Origin of the sequence: Achromobacter deleyi, from assembly GCF_902859705.1 — a bacterium.
Taxonomy (GTDB): domain Bacteria; phylum Pseudomonadota; class Gammaproteobacteria; order Burkholderiales; family Burkholderiaceae_B; genus Achromobacter; species Achromobacter deleyi.
This window is the reverse complement of sequence record NZ_CADIJO010000043.1, coordinates 1-15,893: the sequence shown is the minus strand read 5'-3', so window position 1 is coordinate 15,893 and position 15,893 is coordinate 1. Positions and strand designations below refer to the sequence as shown.

Below are 15,893 nucleotides of genomic sequence, written 5' to 3'. Positions count from 1 at the left end.
GTTCCAGCAATGCCCCCTGCCAGGGGGCATTTTTACGTCCGCCGTGGTGTAAGGTTGCTGCATTCCGCAACACGGAGATGGACATGCAATGGATTGCCGGCCGCTTCACGGCCTTTATCTTGACCCTGGCGGGCGCCGTCGTGACCGCCGTGCTGGCCGCCACCGGCTCGCTCTGGTGGCTGTGGGCCGCCATCCCGCTGGCCATGCTGGGCGCCCTGGGCGTGTATGACCTGATCCAGCCGCGCCACGCCATCCGCCGCAATTACCCCGTGCTGGGCAACCTGCGCTTTCTGTTCGAATTCATCCGCCCCGAGATCCGCCAGTACTTCCTGGAAGACGACACCCAGGCCTCGCCGTTCTCGCGCGCACAGCGCTCGATCGTGTACCAGCGCGCCAAGCGCGAGATCGACAAGCGCCCCTTCGGCACCCAGGAAGACGTCTACGGCGACCGCTACGAATGGATCAACCATTCCATGTCGCCCACCCACATCGGCGACACCGATTTCCGCGTGACCGTCGGCGGGCCGGACTGTACCCAGCCCTATTCGATGTCGGCCTTCAACGTGTCGGCCATGAGCTTTGGGGCCCTGTCGGCCAATGCCGTGCTGGCCCTGAACGAAGGCGCGCGCCAAGGCAACTTCGCGCACGACACGGGCGAAGGCGGCATCAGCCGCTACCACCGCCAGCCGGGCGGCAGCCTGGTCTGGAACATCGGCTCGGGCTACTTCGGCTGCCGCGACGAGCACGGCGCGTTCTCCGAAGAAGCCTTCATCAAGAACGCCTGTACGCCGCAGGTGAAGATGATCGAGATCAAGCTGTCGCAAGGCGCCAAGCCGGGCCATGGCGGCATTCTTCCGGCCGGCAAGGTCACGCCCGAAATCGCCGAAGCGCGCGGCGTGGTCGCCTGGCAGGATTGCAATTCGCCCGCCAGCCATTCGGCCTTCGATACCCCCATCGGCCTGATGAAGTTCGTGGCCCGCCTGCGGGAACTGTCCGGCGGCAAGCCGGTGGGCTTCAAGTTCTGCGTGGGCCATCCCTGGGAATGGTTCGCCATCGTCAAGGCCATGCTTGAAACCGGCATCACGCCCGACTTCATCGTGGTCGACGGCGCCGAAGGCGGCACGGGCGCCGCGCCGGTGGAATTCGTCGACCATGTGGGCACGCCGCTGCGCGAAGCCCTGCGCCTGGTGCACAACACCCTGATCGGCGTGAACCTGCGCGACCGCATCAAGCTGGGCGCCTCGGGCAAGATCATCACCGCTTTCGACATGGCCCGCGTCATGGCCATGGGCGCCGACTGGTGCAACGCCGCGCGCGGCTTCATGTTCGCCATCGGCTGCATCCAGGCCCAGGCCTGCCACACCGGCAAATGCCCGACCGGCGTGACCACCCAGGACCCGCTGCGCCAGCGCGCGCTGGTGGTGCCGGACAAGGCCCAGCGCGTGGCCAACTTCCACAAGAACACGCTGCACGCCCTGGCCGAATTGCTGGCCGCCGCCGGACTGACGCACCCTGGCCAGCTGCGGCCGCACCATATCGCCCGCCGCATCTCGTCCAGCGAGATCCGCCTGTTGTCGGCGCTGTTCCCCGAACTGACGCCCGGCGAATTGCTGCGCGGCGAATTCCGCCACCAGGTGTTTCGCGCAGGCTGGGCCATGGCGCAGGCCAGCTCGTTCCAGCCCACGCACGACCTCAGCACCGCGCTGGCCCAGGAATACGCCTTGGCGCATCCGCCCCAGGGCGCACCGGCCTGACGGGCGCTACAGCCAGCGCTCGAACATCCGCGAGAAGAACTCCATGAACCGGTCGTCCACGCCCCGGGCCCGCCAGGCCTCGGGCGTGATGCGCACCGAATCGGCCACGTCGCGCTGGAACAGCGCTTCCATTTCGGCGGCAAAATCCGGCCCCAGCACCACGGCGTTGACCTCGTAGTTCAGGGCGAAGCTGCGCCAGTCCATGTTGCTGGAACCCACCGTGGACCAGACCCCGTCCACCACCGCCGTCTTGGCATGCAGCAGCGCATCGCGACGTTCGTAGATGTTCACGCCAGCCTTGAGCAGCTTGCCGTAGTGCGAGCGGCCGGCATTGAACACCAGCGATGAATCGCTGAAACCCGGCAGCACCAGCACCACGTCCACGCCGCGCTGCGCGGCGGCGGCCAGCACGTCGACAAAGGCCGGGTCCGGCACGAAGTACGCCATGGTGATGTGGATGGACTTCTGCGCGCTCTCGAACGCCGACATCAGCGTCAGGTAGACCGTATAGCCATCGCTGCGGTCCGGCTGGTTGGACAGGATGCGCACGCGCGTCGGCCCGGTGGCGGGCGGCGCGATCACCTCGCCGCCGCCCTTGAGCGTTTCCTTGGTCTGCGATTCCCAGCCGGCGCGCACCACGGCTTCCAGTTGGGTGACGGCAGGCCCTTCGATGCGCAGGTGCGTGTCGCGCCACGGCGCCGCGTTGGCGTCCTTATGCTTGGCGTCGGGGCCGCTGCCCACGCTGCCTGAACCGCCGCGTCCGCCCGAAGGCGACGAGGCATAGACGCCGCTGACGTTGATGCCGCCCAGGTAGCCGACCTTGCCGTCGACCACCAGGATCTTGCGATGATTGCGCTGGTTGGGCGACCAGCCTGCCCGGCTGCCGTTGACGGGGCTGACGGGGTTGAATACCGCCACCTGCACGCCCGCGTCGCGCAGGCGCTGGAACAGGGCGTCGGGCGTCTTGATCGTGCCTACCGCGTCCACCATCAGGGCAACGTCGGCGCCGCGATTGCGCGCCGCGATCAACGCCTCGGCAAAGCGTGCCCCCTCTTCGTCGTCGTCGAAGATGTAGGTTTCCATGTGCACGTAGCGCCGTGCCTGCGCGATGGAGCGCAACATGGCCTGGTAGGTGGTTGGGCCGTCGGCCAGCAGGCGCACGCGATTGCCTGCCACCAGCGGCGCGCCGCTGACGGCCTCTTCGACGGCCAGGTGACGCGCCAGGAAATCGTCTTTGGGGGTGCTGGGGTTTGCCGCGATATCGTGGCCGCGGCGGTAGCTGTCCTGGGCCGCATCCGCCGACAGGCCGGCCTGGGCCTTGCGGGCGGCCCGCTCTTGCGCGTCGGGCACGCTGGCGCAGGCAGCCAGCGCGGCGGTTACGCACGCCAGCGCCGCCGCGCGCAACCCGGGCCGCCAAGCGCTCAGCCACCCCGCCCGCAACGACAACGGGCCGCAAGCGGCCCGTTGGAAAAGGGATGGCGGCCTCATGGCGCGCCGCGCCTAGCGCCGGTTGGCCAGCAGGCAGCAGCCCAGCAGCACGCCGACCAGCGTAGCCACGCCGACGGATTTCCAGGCGTTTTCATGGACGTATTCATCGGCGTAGGCCTTGGCGCGACGGGCGCGCTCCAGCGCTGCGCCTTCCCAATCGCCGGCCGATTCACGGGCATCGGCCAACTGGCGCTTCAGGCGCGAGCGGGCCGCTTCGATTTCCGAACCCGTATAGGAAGCCGTCGAGCGCAAGAGGTCTTCGGTCCCGGCAAGCAGCTCTTGGAAGCTGTCGTTCACCCGGTCGCGATGCAGGGCCATTTCAGCGCGCTGATTCTTTCTATTCATAGTCGCTCCTAATGCGTAGTGCGGGTTGGGCCTGCCGTGCCCCCGGGTCATGCGCAAGACGCCACGCGACGCAGGAGCCACGGTGCGGAGCCGTCGCGCTCCGCCAGGCCATGGGCCATTGTGACCGGCCCGGCGCATATTCGCCCGAGCTTTCGCAACCAGCCGTTAACCGATATTTCAGTGGCCCGAAACTTGCTGGAGGTCGTGGAACCGGGGGTCACGCCCTTTCCCGCCCCAGGGCACGCACCGGGGAAGCGTCCCCAAGTCGCAGCCCCCCAGGGGCGCCCAAATTTCGTAAAAGTCCATTGCATTTCAGAGGCTTAGACTTGACACCAGAACCCCTCTGGCGGCCACAATGAGCCTTTGCAATGCGCTTCAACCGCCTCAAAAAGGAACTGAACGCATGGTCTCCCCTTCCGCACTTCTTGCCGGCGCCACGCCCAGTTTCCTGGCGCCCCAGCCGCAACCCGTCAGCGCCGAGCAGCACGAACTGGGCCACGGGCTGCTGGACCGCCCCGCCCATATCGATCCCAAATTCCTGTACGACGCGCTCGGCTCGTCGCTGTTCACCGCCATCACCCAGCTGCCCGAGTACTACCCGACCCGCTGCGAAGCCGAAATCTTCGAACGCCACGGTGAGGACATCGCCCGCCAGATCGGCCCGGTGCAGACACTGATCGACCTGGGCGCGGGAGACTGCGTCAAGGCCGAACGGCTGTTTTCCAGCCTGCGCCCCCGCCACTACGTGCCCATCGACATTTCCGCCGATTACCTGCAAGCGGCCGTGCGCCGGCTGCGCCTGTCGTATCCGGACCTGCGCATCACGGCAATCGGCCAGGACTTTGCCCAGGCGCTGGCGCTGCCGGCCACCATCGCGCCCGAACAACGGCTGTTCTTCTACCCGGGCTCCAGCATCGGCAACCTGGATCCGGACAGCGCGCGCGCCATGCTGCAGCGCATCCGGCGCCAATGCGAAGGCGGCGGCCTGCTGGTGGGCGTGGACCGGGTCAAGTCCCGGCAAGTGCTGGAACCGGCCTACGACGACGCCCTGCACCTGACCGCCGCCTTCAACCTGAACCTGCTGCGGCACGTCAACGACCTGCTGGGATCGGACTTCGACGTGGGCGACTGGCGCCATGTGGCGCTGTTCAACAGCGAGCAATCGCGCATCGAGATGCACCTGCAGGCGCAGCACCCCGTCACCGTGAATTGGCCCGGCGGCGAGCGGCACTTTGCGGCGGGCGAACGCATCCATACGGAAAACTCGTACAAGTTCACGCCCCAGGCCTTCACCGACCTGCTCCATAGCGCGGGCTACCACGGCATCGAGCACTGGTCGGACGCACGCGGCTGGTTCTCGGTGTTCAGCGCGCGTGCCTGACGCCCTGCCCTATCAACCCGCTCCTGGAGGATCGCCATGGAACCTGCCTGCCTGCTGACCCACCCCGCCAACGGCCCCTATGCCGCCGGACAAGCGGGCCAGCACGACCGGTACGACGCCGTGCGCGCCACCAGCACCGCGCTGGCCGCGCCCCTGAGTCCCGAAGACTGCCAGGTGCAATCCATGCCCGATTGCAGTCCCGTCAAATGGCATCTGGCGCACACGACCTGGTTCTTCGAGACCTTCCTGCTGACGCATTTTCATCCGCCATACTCGGTGTTCCATCCGCAGTACCGGATGCTGTTCAATTCCTATTACAACGCGGTCGGCGCCAAGCATCCGCGGCCGCAACGAGGGCTGCTGTCGCGCCCCCCGCTGTCCGACGTGATGCATTACCGCCAGCATGTCGACGACGCCATGCATGAACTGATCTCGCGGCTGGGCGGCAACGACCCGGCGTTCGACGCGTTGATGGAACTGGGGCTGAATCACGAACAGCAGCACCAGGAACTGATCCTGACCGACGTCAAGCACATGCTGTCGGGCAACCCGCTTCGGCCGGCCTACGTGGCCTCGGGCTCGCCCGCGCTGCCGCCCGGCACGCCCGCCGGCTGGACCCGCTACCCGGGCGGCATCGTCCGTATCGGCCACGACGGCAACGGCTTCGGCTTCGACAACGAAGGCCCCGCGCACGACGTGTTGCTGACGCCCTTTCACCTGGCGAACCGGCTGGTGACCCAGCACGAATACCTGGCCTTCATCCGCGACGGCGGCTACAAGCGCCCGGAACTGTGGCTGTCGCTGGGCTGGGAACGGGTGTGCGCCGAGGGCTGGCGTGCGCCGCGCTACTGGGAAGGCCAGCGCGACGATTGGCAGGTGTTCACGCTGCGCGGCATGCAGGAACTGGAATTGCAAGCCCCGGTCACCCACATCAGCTATTTCGAGGCCGACGCCTATGCGCGCTGGGCCCGCGTGCGCCTGCCGCGGGAGGCGGAATGGGAGCACGCCGCCCGGCAGCTGCCCGACGCCAGCTATGCCAGCCGCGCCAACCTGCTGGAAAACGGCCATCTGGACCCTCGCCCCGCCCCCGCCCGACTCGGCGCCGGCGGCCCTGCGCAACTGTATGGCGACGCCTGGGAATGGACCGCCAGCAGCTATGACGCCTACCCGGGCTTTACCCCCGACGCCGGGGCGGTGGGCGAATACAACGGCAAGTTCATGTGCAACCAGTACGTGCTGCGCGGCGGCTCCTGCGCCACGCCACGCGGCCATATCCGGCCCAGCTATCGCAATTTCTTCCCGCCCGAGGCCCGGTGGCAGTTTTCGGGCATCCGGCTGGCGCGGGATGCCTGAGGCGGGGGACGTTAAAAAAACGCCCCACACCCAGTTGCATTGCCAAAAAATTTCATGCTAGAATTTCGTTCTTCGTTGCTCAGCTTCGTTTGAAACCACAGCTTGAAACTGCGGTTTGAATCAGAAGCTGGGAAACGGAAAAGAGGAAAAGATGGCGCATTAGCTCAGCCGGTTAGAGCGACGGAATCATAATCCGCAGGTCCCCTGTTCGAATCAGGGATGCGCCACCAAGAATTTAAAAAGGCCTTCACGAAAGTGAAGGCCTTTTTGCATTGGGCCATTTAGAATGCTGCGCGATCCCCCCGGAAAGAGCATCGACATGCCGCTGCCCCAGATTCGAATTGCACGCTCCCTGTCCCTGGCGACACTTGCCGCCGCCCTGGCGCTGACCGCCGGCCTGATGTGCGCGACCACCGCCCAGGCCGCGGGCAATGTGCAGGCGTCACACGTCGCCTACGCCCCCACGGCCGAGCAGCTGCAAACGGTGGAGGCCTTCAAGCAAGCCCCGATCGATGCCTTCGTGCCCGGCGAATTTGCCCGCGCGGGCAAGACCGCCCTGCCCTACCGGCTGGTTTCGCCCCTGCCCGCAACGGGCAAGGACGCCGGCAAAAAATACCCGCTGGTGATAATTTTCCACAGCTCGGGCGGTGTCGGCACAGACAATCTGTCGCCGCTGAACGCGTTCACCCGCACCTTCGGCACCGAGCAATCGCGCCGCGACTTCCCGGCTTTTGTACTGGTGCCGCAGACGCCGGGCCGTACGGCCAACTACACCAAGGACGCGCACGACGTGCGCATCTCGAAAGCCGGCCCGGACCTGGCCGATGTCATGCGGCTGGTCGACGACATCGCCAAACGCCATCCGGTGGACACCAAGCGCATCTATGCCGTCGGCTTTTCGATGGGCGCGTCGGCTGCGCTGGACGCTGCCGTCGCCTCGCCGCGCCGTTTCGCGGCCATCGTGGCCATGTCGGGCGTGCCGCCGGAACGGTCGCTGGCCAAGCCGCTGGCCGGCATTCCGGTCCTGCTGATGCATGGCACGGCCGACAAGGAAAATCCCTACGAAGGCAGCCAGGTATGGGCAAAGGCGCTGGCCACGGCCGGGGGCCAGCCGATCTTCGTCACGTACGACGGCATGGATCATCGCATCGCCCCTGAACTGCTGACCGCCAAACCCTGGCGGGAATGGCTGTTCCAGCAACGGCACCCCTGACACGAAAAAAAGCGCGCGCCAAAGCGGCCAGGCCGCTCGAAACGCGCGCTTTGCAGAAAGCTCGCGGGGACGGCCGGCAGACCCGGCGCGCCCCACGGTTCCCGTCTTACACCTTGTGCAGCGTGTCGCGGCGCCGGCCGCCCCACGTGGCGCACAGGCTGGCCACGAAAGCGCCGATCAGCATCGACGCAAATCCCCACAACGCGAACGCCGCGGCCGCCTTGCGCGCCTTGTCCGCCGCTTCGCGCGCCTTCTGCTTGGCCTCGTCGGCGGCCTTCTTGGCGTTCTGGATGGTCTGGTCCACGCGCTGCTGCGCCGCGGCCGCATCCATGCCGGTCTGCGCCGCGATCACCTTGGCAACGTAGTCGCGGTCGGCAGGCGCCATCTCGCCGTGGGCGAGACTCACGGCCACGATGCGCCCGACCTCGGCGCGCGACGCGGCCTTGTCGCCTGCGGCGTCAGGCCGATCCGAACGCAACAGCACATCGGTCAGGTAGTCGCTGGCGTTGTCCATGCCGCCCGCGCCCGCGCCGGCCGCTGCGGTGGCGGTGACGGCCGCCCCCGCGCCGGCTGCCACCGAGGCGCCCGCCTTGGCGGCGCCGGAGGCCAGCGTCGCAATGGCCGACCCCAAGAGCGCCGCGCTCACGACCGCGCTCAGCGCCCACACCAGGAAGCCATGCGCGGTGTCACGGAAGTACACCTCATCCACATGCGTATCCACCCACTTGGTGCGCAGGCGGCCGGCGACGTAGCCGCCGATGCCGTAGGCAATGATCTGCGTGAACAGCAGCCACGCAATGACGCTGATGCCTACCGCCGGGGCCGACATGCCTTCGCCGGCCCAAGGCGAGACCGACAGGAAGCCCAGGCCCGAGCCCCCGGCGAACAACGCCAGCGACAGGGCCGCCGCGATCACCGCGCCGGCAAACACCGCCGCCCAGGACACGGCGGACACCGCTGATTCACGCGCGGGTATTGCACCGGCATAGGCCGCGCCGCCGTAGGGCTGGCCCGCCGAAGTTGCGTTTTCCATGGTTATTCCTTGTTCATTGTTTGTGCGGCCGCGCCGGGATCGAAGGCGTCGGCGCGGAAACCCGGCGGGGTGTCAGTGCCAGAACAGCGCCAGCAGGATGATGATGGGAATGGGCACCCCCAGCAGCCATAGCAGAATCGAACGCATGTAAACCTCCTTGGTGTCGCGGACAAATAGGATTGCGAAGCAACGCAGGCGCTCAGGCCAGGTCGATCGTGCCGGGCGCGCGCGGATCGGGCGCTGGCGGCGTCACGTCAGGCTCGCCCGGGTCGTCGGGAGCGTGATTGGGGCCCGGACGCGGGTCGTCCGGCTGCGGATTGCCGGGCAGCGGCGGATCGTCGGGCGGCACATCTTGCGGTGCCCCCGGTGGCCGGTGATTGAGTTGAGTCATGGCGGGGTCTCCTCGGCGGCGCCAATTGCGCCGGTCCGCTACCCAGCAAGTGCCGTGCCCAGCCCCTCTCCCCATTGCACGAGGCGAAAAAAAGCCCTCTGGCGAGGGCGTGATGGGGGCTGTCAGGCTTTGGGCGGCTTGCCTTCCCGAGGGGGGCCGGCGCCCTCCTGGGCCTCTTTCCCAAGGAATTCCACGACCGCGGCCTTGCCGGCGGCCGATGCCTCGTCCTGGCTGGCATAGCGCCGCTCGGAATAATTGGTGCTGCGCACATTGCCCGTTTCCGGGTCGAGCAACGTGATGATCCAGGCGAATTCGCCCGGCAGCAATTGCCTGACCTGCAGGGTGGCGCGCGTGCCCGGACGTAATCGTTGCGGCATGTTTGGCGGACTGGGGAATGACTCGACGTCGCCATCGTAGCGCAAAGCGCGCGGCTGGCGGACCGGCATCAATGCTGCGAGCGCACATGCATTCCATGCTGCACAGTGCGCGGCAAAAACGCCACACCGCGATTCGGCGTCAGGAAAACCCTAGCGCCATCCGCCTGAATACAGGCGCACAATCAATCCAAACATGTAGACCGCAGCAGCGGCGGCCGCATCCCTTTAATCAGGCGAGGACGGAGACAACATGACTTACGTAGCAGTGGTTATCAGCTGTTTGATGGTTGTGGGTATCGTCGCGTTGGTGATTCAAACGGTTCAAAGCGCAGGGCCCGAACCCTGGCTGAAGATATCGGCGGCGATTATCAGTTCCCTGTTCGCATCCCTGTTGCTCATTCCGCTTGGCTACGCAGTCGCGCAGACCATGGTCATGGATTGAGTCGGCGCGGGCGCCTGGCCGGGGCTAGCCGCCCCGGGCAGGCCTGCCGCGCGTGGCCGCCCAGCAGATCAACGAGCCGGCGGTCACCATGGCCACGCCCTGCCAGAACGCAGCGGACAAGGCCGTGGACAGCCATACGGCCGCGAAAAACGTCGACAGCACCGGCGTGAAATACGACGCGGTGGCCAGCAGCGTCAGGTTGCCCTTGAGTATCCCCAGATTCCACAACGCGTAGCCGGCGGCCATCGCGCCCCCCGTCACGCAAAGTTCCAGCACGCTGGCCCCGCGAAACACCAGTGCGGGTTCGCCGCTCAAGCCGTATTTGATCCACAGCACCGCCGCCGTCAGCATGAAAAACAGCGCCACGCCATTCTTGCCGTCGGCAAAGCGTTTGGTGACGTTGCAATACACGGCCCAGATAATGGCGCCGCTGAACGCCAGGCCATAACTGAGGGGATTGCTCGAGACATTGGCGACCACGCCGTCCCAGGACAGCCCGCCCGAACCGCCGACCACCCAGACGATGCCGCACAACGACAGCGCAATGCCGGGCACCACCCAGAGGCCCGCGCGCTGGCCATTGATCAGAATCGCCAGGATGACCGTGAAGCACGGCCACAGGTAATTGACGATGCCCAGTTCGATGGCCTGGCCGCGGTTGGCGGCAAATCCCAGCGATAGCGACAGGCAGATTTCATAGGCAACGAACAGCACGCTGCCTGAAATCAGGTACGAGCGCGGAAAAGACCGCAGTTTCGGAAAACCCAGCAGCAATACCAGGAACGCCGATCCGACCGTATAGATCAGGGCCGCGCCGCCAATCGGGCCGAAACTCTCGCTGACACTGCGGATCAGGCCCACGACGGTGCCCCAGAGCACCACGGCCATCAATCCCAGGAACGTCGCCGTCTTCCGGCTGGGAGCAAATTGCATTACTTTTTCCGATTGCCCGAAATTCAAGCCACCGCCCGCGCCGGGCAAAGCGCGCGCCAAACCGTCGAGAGTGTAGCCAAAACCGCAGCCCCGCCGCCGGACCCGTCGGCATACGGGAATGAAATGCCAGAGAAGCGCCCGTTGAACAACACACAAGAGGGAGAACGAGCCGCATGACCATCTCAATACGCAGGCTGACCGACGTGCTGGCCACGACGGAATCCGGCCGACTCTATCGGATAGAAGTCTTTTCTCAGGCCGACCGGACCCACCCGCCCGCCAGCGCCGCGACCACTCGCTACATTCTCAGGACCTCGGAAGGCGAACGCGTCATCGCCCTGGGCGAACGGCGTTACCGGCTGAAGTCGGGCGAGGTGCTGACGGCCCTGACCCCGCCGCCCGCGCCGCGCCACGACGCCTGAGCGCCCGGCCCGCCTCAGCGGTCCGAGGCAACGCGCCGCTTGCCCAGGCCCTTGGCGCGGTATAGCGCCATGTCGGCGCGTTCCAGCAACTGCAGCATGGTGACGCCGGATTGCGGGAACACGGCAATGCCCACGCTGGCCGACACGGCAACCCGGATCTTGGGATACGGCAACGACAGGCTTTCGACCAGCGCCTCGGCCACGGCCTGCGCGTTGTCGCGGTCGGCGCCCATCAACAGCACGGCAAATTCGTCGCCGCCCAGCCGCGCCGCCACATCCGAAACCCGGATGGCGCGGGCCATGCGGTCGGCCGCCTCTTTGAGCACGGTGTCGCCCGCGGCATGGCCATGCATGTCGTTGACGGCCTTGAAACCGTCCAGGTCGATCGCCAGGATGGCGAAGGATTCGCCGCTGCGCTGTGCCACGGCCAGCTCGCGCAGGACCATCTCGCCGAACAGCACCCGGTTGCACAGCCCCGTCAGCGGGTCATAGTGCGCCAGGTGCTGGGCGTGTGCCAGCATGCGCGAGGCCTGCAACAGCGCCGTGCCGACCTCTTCGGCTTCCTTGACGCGCGTGCCGGGCAATTCCACGGTGCGCCCCTCGCCCAGAGCCAGCGCCGGGGCCACCAGGCCCTGCACGGCGGACGTCAGGCGGTTGGCCAGCCGCAATGCCAGCCATAGGCCCAGCCCAAACGCCGTCAGCGTGCCCAGGGCCAGCCAGGCAATGGAACGGTACAGATCGGTCGTGAGCAACGTCATCGGCGCCCCGGCGGCCACCGTCCAGCCGGTCAGCGCCGAGCGGCTGAAGGCGGTGTACACCGGCGTGCCCTCTTTGGTAATGGTTTCCAGCGACCCTTCGTTTTCCTGCTCGACCGCCCGCGACAGGGCCGGCACGGCCTTCTGGCCGACGAACTTGGACGTCTCGCGCGTGCGCGCCACGATGGTGCCGGTCTTGTCCAGTACCGCGGTCACCCAGCCATCGGGCAGCCCGCGGCGGCCCAGCACGTTGCCGATGCGTTCGGGCGACAGGCCGACATTGAGGCTGTAGGCCACGTCGTCGCCGCGCATGACGGGAACACCCAGCGCGATGGTGGGATTCTGGCTGACCGCGCCCATGAACAGGCTGCTCAGCACGGGCTCACGCGCCCGGAACACCCGGCTCAGTTCCTGCGAAACCCCGGATGCCGGCAGCGGCGTGCCATAGGGCACCAGGGTATTGACCACCTGATGGCCTTCCTTGTCGGTCAGGACGTAGCTGTCGACGATCTGGAAGCGGATGGCATCCCGGGCCCGCTGGTGAAATCCGGCCAGGTCGCCGCTGATCAGGTCCGGCGACGACGCCAGCATCTGCAACCCGGCCTCGACCCCGGTCATTTCACGGTCGAGAATGGCCGTGAGATTGCGCGCCATGAAAATGGTGTCGCGGAATATCCGTTCTTTCTGGATCTGGTAGCTTTCGTAGACGGCGACGGACGCCACCATCAGGGCCGGCGCAATACAGGCGAACACCAACGCCAGCAGGCCGGTACGCATGGAATACCGGTGCTGCGGACGAACCCGCGCAGCGGCCAGGCTTTCGCCGTCGGGCATATTATTGTTCTCCGCCGCGCATGTGCCCGGGGCAATGCGCCTGCCGATACTGCACCCCCTGACCCATAGCGCCTCTCCTGGAGCTTGCCGTGCAGGCGATGGGCCCGCATCGGTGAAAAGTCAGAAATTATTGCAGAACCAGAACCCAACACAATATCCGCCGCGCAAAACCGGCGCCAAAAAAAGAAGGCGCCCGCGGCTGGAAAATCGCGATCTCAATTTACCTCAAAAACAAAGCCTGGCAACGGTTTCATTATGTTGGAGCACTTGCCGGCGAATATTCGCCGGGGTCGCATCCACTTCCCCCGCGGAATTGAAATAGACCGGCCGCGCGTGATCGCAATATTCAATCCCGGTCCGCAGGGGGGGGTTGGCGCACCCACCCAGACTTGAGGCGATCAGCCACGGCATCGTCATCGCTGCGAGCCACATTTTCCTGCACATCCCTGGCCTCCTTGCGGGCTTCGGCCGCCCGCCCCTGGAGGCGGGCCTCACTGTCCGAGCGTTCCTGCGCCCGGCCCATGGCCCGCCCCCTCCAATAAACCCCGGCGACGGCGGCCAGGCCCGCCAGCACGGCCGCCACGACGCCGAGGCCCCGCTTAATCCACTGTTGCAACATGCGCTGCGCTCCTGGCCACCGGGGCGGACACCGCCGCCACGGCGCGTTGGTACAGGCTGTCCCAGCTATCCCGCTTGGGCTTGCCGGGCCGCCAGGTGCGCAGGTACAGCGCCCAGGCCGAGTCGGCGTCGCCGATACGCGGCAGGCTGGCCGGATCCGACCACAGCAACAGGCGCGCAAACGCCGCCGCCAGCACGTCGTCCTGGTCCAGCCGCGCGTACACCGACGGCGCGGTCGCGACCACCCCGCGAGCCAGGCAGACCTGGCTGGCGGCGTCCCGGCAGGCCGGATGCGTCAACACCCCGCGCACCCCGCCGCCCTGCTCGAACTGCCAGAAGCCGCGCGCCGGGCCGCCGATCTGGCGCCGGTGAATGAAGCGGCTTTCCTGCAGGCCGATCGCCAAGAGCAGGCAATGCGCCTGCCGCGAGTCCATCCGCGCGGGCAGCAGCGCCATCGCCGGCCGCACCGCGCTATCCATGATCTGGTCAAGCGTCATGCTTGCCCTCCTTGTCTGATTGCGTTTCCAACCCCAGCGTCTTGCGCCGTATCTCGACTGCCCAGTCCACCAGGTCCTGGTTCTGCAGCTTGGCCGTCAGCCGCAGGTAGGCGCCCAGCACCCACCAGGCCGGCAATCCGGCCAGCAGCATGCAGGGGCCCAGCACGTAGAACATGGCCAGCAGCCCGTCTTCGCCCAGCCCGGTGCGCTCGGCCATCCAGTAGGCGGAGGACATGATGTCGGGCATCCAGGCGATCATGCCGATCGCCAATATCGGCCCGAACAGAAATGAACTGACCACCGTACAAGCGGTGCGCGCCACGAACTCGCGCGGCGAGCGCGGCGGCATCAGCAACATGCCGATCAACGCCGCCATCGCGGCCGGCATGCCGAACGCCATCGCAATTTTCAGGGCGGCAAAACCGCCCAATCCCGTAGATCCCGGTTCCATGGTTACACCGCTCCTGTCGACGGCGCGCATTGCTGCCTCCCGCGAACATCACGGGCGCCGCGGTGGCGCGCCGGATGAGAATTTTGAAATCCGGGCGACACTGTCGTCCGTTTGCCCCAGGCCCCGCCTGCTTCGGCATTTATGCTGTTTCCGTTTATTGGTCTTACCCCCTAGCCTGAATCGTCATGAAACCCTGGACCCGTCGTCAGCCCCGCCGCAAGCCCGCCCCCACCCTCGCCGACGCGCTGACGCGTTACCTGGCCGAGGTGTCCGCCACGAAGAAAGGCCACACCGCCGAGCAGTCGATTGCGCGCATCTGGCGCGCAACGCGCCTGTCCATCCGGCCGGTCGACCGTATTCGCAGCTCGGACTTGACCGAACTGCGCGACGAATGGCTGAAAGACCGGGCGCCGGCCACCGTGGTGCGGCGCATGGCTTTCCTGTCGCACGTCTACACCGTGATCCGCAAAGACTGGGGTTTTGACCAACTGGCCAACCCCGTGCAGCTGGTGCGCAGGCCGGCGGTGGATGACGCACGCGATCGGCGTCTCTTTGACCGCATCACGCTGCGCGGGGTGTCAGACGATGATTGCCCGCGCAAGGAACTGGAATGGATCATCCGCGCCACCCGGTCGGCCGAACTGCCGACCATCCTGACCGTGGCCAAGGAAACCGGCATGCGCCGGTCTGAAGTCGTAGGTATCCAGCGTGAGCACCTGGACCTGATGCACGGCGTGGTGCATCTGCCGCATACCAAGAACGGCCGCGCCCGTGACGTACCCCTGACGCCCCGAGCGCGCGAGGCGCTGCGGCGCTGGGTTACCGGCAGGCCGATGCGCGGCCGCATCTTCACGATGCAGCCAGGCTCGGTCACCCGCGCCTTCATCCGAGCCCGACGCCGCGCCCGCCTGCGCTACGAGTCCATGTGCCGCCAGTACGGCCGGCGCCCGAACACCGCATATTTTCGCGATCTGCGGTTCCATGACCTGCGCCATGAAGGCACCTCGCAGATGGCCTCCGTGTTCGCGATCCACGAACTGGCGAAGGTCAACGGCAACGTCGATACCCGGATGCTGCTGCGCTACTACCACCCTCACGGAAGGGAACTGGCGCAGAAACTGACCCGCAGTCCGCTGGGCCGGCGCCAACTGGAGGAAATGCGCCGTGAACGCGAGGGCGAACTCGACGCGCTTGCCTTGGCGGCGTAAGGCCTAGGCGGCTGCAACCGGCTGCGAGGCCGGCGGCTTGGGCGCCACTTCGGTCAGCCACGCCGGCAGCGGTCCCCAACCGGGATAGCTGACGTTGCCGTCAACGCCGGCATGTTCGGTGCCGATCGAATACGGCGCCCCCGACTCCACCACCCACAACGGCGTGGTGCGATAGTCCTCGACCATCGTCCAAGCATCCCCGACGCGCCGCGGCCATTGGCCTTGTGCCGGCTGCGGCGGCGCGTCTTCGTAGGCGCCGAAGGGGATGTTGAACTTGCCGGGCGTCAGCGCCAGCTCGTTGGCGAGGGTTTGATACAGGAACAAGCCGTTGTCGTCGGCTTGGAAGACTTCTTTTTGCATGGTTATTTCCTAGAAATGTAATTTGCACTGCAAATGCG

General features: G+C 66.6%; 17 protein-coding genes and 1 tRNA gene. 8 read left to right on the top strand and 10 right to left on the bottom strand.

The genetic code is table 11. From position 1 onward, the window contains the following. Window positions 1-83 precede the first annotated feature (83 nt). A complete protein-coding gene (locus HV798_RS30440; protein WP_175194747.1) occupies window positions 84-1,754 on the top strand; it encodes an FMN-binding glutamate synthase family protein in 1,671 nt (556 codons plus the stop codon). A gap of 6 nt (window positions 1,755-1,760) precedes the next feature. Here HV798_RS30440 and HV798_RS30435 read toward each other — a convergent pair whose 3' ends face one another. Together HV798_RS30435 and HV798_RS30430 are read right to left on the bottom strand one after the other, a co-directional pair. Next, the gene (locus HV798_RS30435; RefSeq protein WP_425486179.1) at window positions 1,761-3,143 is read right to left on the bottom strand and encodes a phospholipase D-like domain-containing protein; all 1,383 of its coding nucleotides are present in this window, start codon (window positions 3,141-3,143) and stop codon (window positions 1,761-1,763) included. Window positions 3,144-3,254: 111 nt separating this feature from the next. Then, window positions 3,255-3,587: an ElaB/YgaM/YqjD family protein gene (locus tag HV798_RS30430; RefSeq protein WP_175194751.1), complete on the bottom strand. Its 333-nt coding sequence runs from the start codon at window positions 3,585-3,587 to the stop codon at window positions 3,255-3,257. 403 nt (window positions 3,588-3,990) lie between these two features. Here HV798_RS30430 and egtD point away from each other — a divergent pair, with 403 nt between their 5' ends. From egtD to HV798_RS30410, 4 genes are all read left to right on the top strand, one after another. After that, entirely contained in the window at window positions 3,991-4,968 is a 978-nt protein-coding gene (gene egtD, locus HV798_RS30425; protein ID WP_175194753.1) for an L-histidine N(alpha)-methyltransferase, read from the top strand. 36 nt (window positions 4,969-5,004) lie between these two features. After that, on the top strand, window positions 5,005-6,321 hold the full coding sequence (gene egtB, locus HV798_RS30420) for an ergothioneine biosynthesis protein EgtB (protein ID WP_175194755.1): 1,317 nt from the start codon (window positions 5,005-5,007) through the stop codon (window positions 6,319-6,321). A gap of 153 nt (window positions 6,322-6,474) precedes the next feature. Beyond that, window positions 6,475-6,551: transfer RNA gene (locus HV798_RS30415), tRNA-Met, on the top strand. 89 nt (window positions 6,552-6,640) lie between these two features. Further along, on the top strand, window positions 6,641-7,534 hold the full coding sequence (locus HV798_RS30410) for a carboxylesterase family protein (RefSeq protein ID WP_175194757.1): 894 nt from the start codon (window positions 6,641-6,643) through the stop codon (window positions 7,532-7,534). A 106-nt stretch (window positions 7,535-7,640) separates the two neighbouring features. On the opposite strand, the gene HV798_RS30405 is transcribed toward HV798_RS30410, so the two are convergent. From HV798_RS30405 to HV798_RS30395, 3 genes are all read right to left on the bottom strand, one after another. Beyond that, window positions 7,641-8,567, bottom strand: a complete 927-nt coding sequence (locus tag HV798_RS30405) for a hypothetical protein (RefSeq protein WP_175194759.1) — start codon at window positions 8,565-8,567, stop codon at window positions 7,641-7,643. A 199-nt stretch (window positions 8,568-8,766) separates the two neighbouring features. Beyond that, window positions 8,767-8,958: a hypothetical protein gene (locus HV798_RS30400; RefSeq protein ID WP_175194762.1), complete on the bottom strand. Its 192-nt coding sequence runs from the start codon at window positions 8,956-8,958 to the stop codon at window positions 8,767-8,769. Between the two features lie 122 nt (window positions 8,959-9,080). Then, window positions 9,081-9,335, bottom strand: coding sequence for a hypothetical protein (locus HV798_RS30395; protein WP_175194782.1), 255 nt, complete (start codon window positions 9,333-9,335; stop codon window positions 9,081-9,083). Between the two features lie 250 nt (window positions 9,336-9,585). Between HV798_RS30395 and HV798_RS30390 the strand changes: the two genes are divergently transcribed. Continuing rightward, window positions 9,586-9,777 carry a hypothetical protein gene (locus HV798_RS30390; protein WP_025141354.1) on the top strand — a complete coding sequence of 64 codons (192 nt, stop codon included), beginning with the start codon at window positions 9,586-9,588 and terminating at the stop codon, window positions 9,775-9,777. 24 nt (window positions 9,778-9,801) lie between these two features. On the opposite strand, the gene yddG is transcribed toward HV798_RS30390, so the two are convergent. After that, window positions 9,802-10,710 carry an aromatic amino acid DMT transporter YddG gene (gene yddG, locus HV798_RS30385; RefSeq protein WP_175194764.1) on the bottom strand — a complete coding sequence of 303 codons (909 nt, stop codon included), beginning with the start codon at window positions 10,708-10,710 and terminating at the stop codon, window positions 9,802-9,804. Between the two features lie 173 nt (window positions 10,711-10,883). Here yddG and HV798_RS30380 point away from each other — a divergent pair, with 173 nt between their 5' ends. Next, window positions 10,884-11,132, top strand: coding sequence for a 6-phosphofructokinase (locus HV798_RS30380; protein ID WP_175194766.1), 249 nt, complete (start codon window positions 10,884-10,886; stop codon window positions 11,130-11,132). A gap of 14 nt (window positions 11,133-11,146) precedes the next feature. Here HV798_RS30380 and HV798_RS30375 read toward each other — a convergent pair whose 3' ends face one another. The 3 genes from HV798_RS30375 to HV798_RS30365 all read right to left on the bottom strand — a co-directional run bounded on the left by HV798_RS30375 (window position 11,147) and on the right by HV798_RS30365 (window position 14,287). Next, window positions 11,147-12,721, bottom strand: a complete 1,575-nt coding sequence (locus HV798_RS30375) for a sensor domain-containing diguanylate cyclase (protein ID WP_175216627.1) — start codon at window positions 12,719-12,721, stop codon at window positions 11,147-11,149. A gap of 599 nt (window positions 12,722-13,320) precedes the next feature. Then, window positions 13,321-13,836 (bottom strand): hypothetical protein, encoded by a 516-nt coding sequence (locus HV798_RS30370; protein WP_175194772.1) that lies wholly within the window; start codon window positions 13,834-13,836, stop codon window positions 13,321-13,323. After that, a complete protein-coding gene (locus tag HV798_RS30365; protein ID WP_025141333.1) occupies window positions 13,826-14,287 on the bottom strand; it encodes a hypothetical protein in 462 nt (153 codons plus the stop codon). Before HV798_RS30365 ends, HV798_RS30370 begins: the two co-directional genes overlap by 11 nt. Before the next feature lie 185 nt (window positions 14,288-14,472). On the opposite strand from HV798_RS30365, the gene HV798_RS30360 reads away from it, so the two are divergent. Next, window positions 14,473-15,495, top strand: a complete 1,023-nt coding sequence (locus HV798_RS30360; protein ID WP_175194774.1) for a tyrosine-type recombinase/integrase — start codon at window positions 14,473-14,475, stop codon at window positions 15,493-15,495. Between the two features lie 3 nt (window positions 15,496-15,498). Here HV798_RS30360 and HV798_RS30355 read toward each other — a convergent pair whose 3' ends face one another. Beyond that, window positions 15,499-15,855 carry a phage tail protein gene (locus tag HV798_RS30355; protein ID WP_175194776.1) on the bottom strand — a complete coding sequence of 119 codons (357 nt, stop codon included), beginning with the start codon at window positions 15,853-15,855 and terminating at the stop codon, window positions 15,499-15,501. Between the last annotated feature and the right edge of the window lie 38 nt (window positions 15,856-15,893).

Coding starts and splice junctions, on each gene's coding strand:
- HV798_RS30430 (WP_175194751.1), bottom strand. CDS start 3,587: ATGAATAGAAAGAATCAGCGCGCTGAAATGGCCCTGCATCGCGACCGG.
- HV798_RS30380 (WP_175194766.1), top strand. CDS start 10,884: ATGACCATCTCAATACGCAGGCTGACCGACGTGCTGGCCACGACGGAA.
- HV798_RS30440 (WP_175194747.1), top strand. CDS start 84: ATGCAATGGATTGCCGGCCGCTTCACGGCCTTTATCTTGACCCTGGCG.
- HV798_RS30375 (WP_175216627.1), bottom strand. CDS start 12,721: ATGCCCGACGGCGAAAGCCTGGCCGCTGCGCGGGTTCGTCCGCAGCAC.
- HV798_RS30390 (WP_025141354.1), top strand. CDS start 9,586: ATGACTTACGTAGCAGTGGTTATCAGCTGTTTGATGGTTGTGGGTATC.
- yddG (WP_175194764.1), bottom strand. CDS start 10,710: ATGCAATTTGCTCCCAGCCGGAAGACGGCGACGTTCCTGGGATTGATG.
- HV798_RS30405 (WP_175194759.1), bottom strand. CDS start 8,567: ATGGAAAACGCAACTTCGGCGGGCCAGCCCTACGGCGGCGCGGCCTAT.
- HV798_RS30365 (WP_025141333.1), bottom strand. CDS start 14,287: ATGGAACCGGGATCTACGGGATTGGGCGGTTTTGCCGCCCTGAAAATT.
- HV798_RS30410 (WP_175194757.1), top strand. CDS start 6,641: ATGCCGCTGCCCCAGATTCGAATTGCACGCTCCCTGTCCCTGGCGACA.
- HV798_RS30370 (WP_175194772.1), bottom strand. CDS start 13,836: ATGACGCTTGACCAGATCATGGATAGCGCGGTGCGGCCGGCGATGGCG.
- HV798_RS30355 (WP_175194776.1), bottom strand. CDS start 15,855: ATGCAAAAAGAAGTCTTCCAAGCCGACGACAACGGCTTGTTCCTGTAT.
- egtB (WP_175194755.1), top strand. CDS start 5,005: ATGGAACCTGCCTGCCTGCTGACCCACCCCGCCAACGGCCCCTATGCC.
- HV798_RS30400 (WP_175194762.1), bottom strand. CDS start 8,958: ATGACTCAACTCAATCACCGGCCACCGGGGGCACCGCAAGATGTGCCG.
- egtD (WP_175194753.1), top strand. CDS start 3,991: ATGGTCTCCCCTTCCGCACTTCTTGCCGGCGCCACGCCCAGTTTCCTG.
- HV798_RS30360 (WP_175194774.1), top strand. CDS start 14,473: ATGAAACCCTGGACCCGTCGTCAGCCCCGCCGCAAGCCCGCCCCCACC.
- HV798_RS30395 (WP_175194782.1), bottom strand. CDS start 9,335: ATGCCGCAACGATTACGTCCGGGCACGCGCGCCACCCTGCAGGTCAGG.